A 1,267-nucleotide genomic window follows, 5' to 3' on the forward strand; every position below is an offset into this window, starting at 1 on the left:
TCTTCTGGTAGGTATTTAGCTTGAAATAAATGCAGTAAGGCGGGAATCAGTTTTCGTGCGGCTAAGTCTCCTGAGGCGCCAAAAATGACCAAGCAACTATTTTCCGTGACACGCAAGGAGCTCTCCTTATCTCATAGTCAACCAGCGATGGTGCTTAGCTCACTCTAGTACTGTGCAAATCGATACACAAGCATCAAAAACAACATGCACAAAAAAACCGGCATTAAGCCGGTTTTTTTCAATCATTCGCTATTACGAGCGTATACGCTTACGAGCACCAACTAAGGCCAGCACACCTAGCCCCATTAAGGCCAATGTACCTGGCTCAGAAACTTCAGTGACATTGATCGCTGCTAGTGCGAAATCGGTATTGCCCGGACTGATTTCATCGCCTGAATTTGCATCTGCAAAAAACTCCAACATGGTTACACCGCTGAAAAAGTTATCGCCGCTTGTTTGGAACCAACCAACTGTATTTCGAGTTTGATCACCCTCAAAGCCAAACACAGAATTTTCATCACCGTTAACTCGAACTTTGGCAAGCTCTGGTGTATTCAGGTTAGGTCCTTCGATAAATAAGTCTAAAAATGCAATCCAATCAACATCAACTGACTGGCTGAATTCAACTTTGATATACTCGTTCCCAAAGGAAATTTCGTCATCACGAACACCTAAGCCGTCAGTTTGGCACATCAACCCAGTCAAAGCAGTCGAACATGCTTTGCCTTCGGTTTTATTTGTAAATGCACCAGGATGCGAAGTGATTGTAACTTCGAGACCGCTATCATATGTGTGAGAGGCAGTTTTTTCTCCATTACTCGCCCAATGATCATCGTTCGTAAAATCGATCAATGTCGCGTTAGCCGTTGAAGCAACTAAGAACGCAGCAGCAGCGAATGCCTTTTTTAACGTTTTCATTATTTTTCCCTTATTACTACACACTATAAAGAACAATAGCTATAAACAAGCATGATTGAGGCCAACTAATATTTTTGTGATGTTTTTCATGCATTAAAGAAAAAGTGGAAAAGACCAGGAAATCAAAGATGTAAATTATTTCGACACTTAGAATGAAGTTTGCGAATTTGTGGACGAGAAATTTAGTTTCGGTTCAAATCGCTGTAGAATAAGCCCGCTTTTAGATCAACGTTAAGGAATCTGGTAATGGGTAGAGCCTTTCAAAACCGCAAAGAGTCAATGGCGAAAACTGCTGCAGCCAAAACAAAGGTTTACAGTAAATATGGTCGTGAGATTTATGTTGTCGCAA

2 protein-coding genes and 1 pseudogene are annotated in these 1,267 nt (G+C 41.4%); 1 reads left to right on the top strand and 2 read right to left on the bottom strand.

The features are described 5' to 3' along the window. Both A3739_RS31185 and A3739_RS20540 read right to left on the bottom strand, forming a co-directional pair. Window positions 1–116, bottom strand: a 116-nt coding sequence (locus tag A3739_RS31185; RefSeq protein WP_156502722.1) for a hypothetical protein, incomplete at its 3' end; no start/stop codon positions are given. 136 nt (window positions 117–252) lie between these two features. Then, on the bottom strand, window positions 253–918 hold the full coding sequence (locus A3739_RS20540; RefSeq protein ID WP_068476586.1) for a PEP-CTERM sorting domain-containing protein: 666 nt from the start codon (window positions 916–918) through the stop codon (window positions 253–255). A 246-nt stretch (window positions 919–1,164) separates the two neighbouring features. On the opposite strand from A3739_RS20540, the pseudogene A3739_RS31015 reads away from it, so the two are divergent. Then, a pseudogene (locus tag A3739_RS31015) lies at window positions 1,165–1,267 on the top strand (YebC/PmpR family DNA-binding transcriptional regulator); the annotation flags it as partial.

Source organism: Oleiphilus sp. HI0067 (genome assembly GCF_001635735.1).

Excerpts from the sequence above, each read along its gene's own strand:
- A3739_RS20540 (WP_068476586.1), bottom strand. The coding sequence starts at position 918 with ATGAAAACGTTAAAAAAGGCATTCGCTGCTGCTGCGTTCTTAGTTGCT.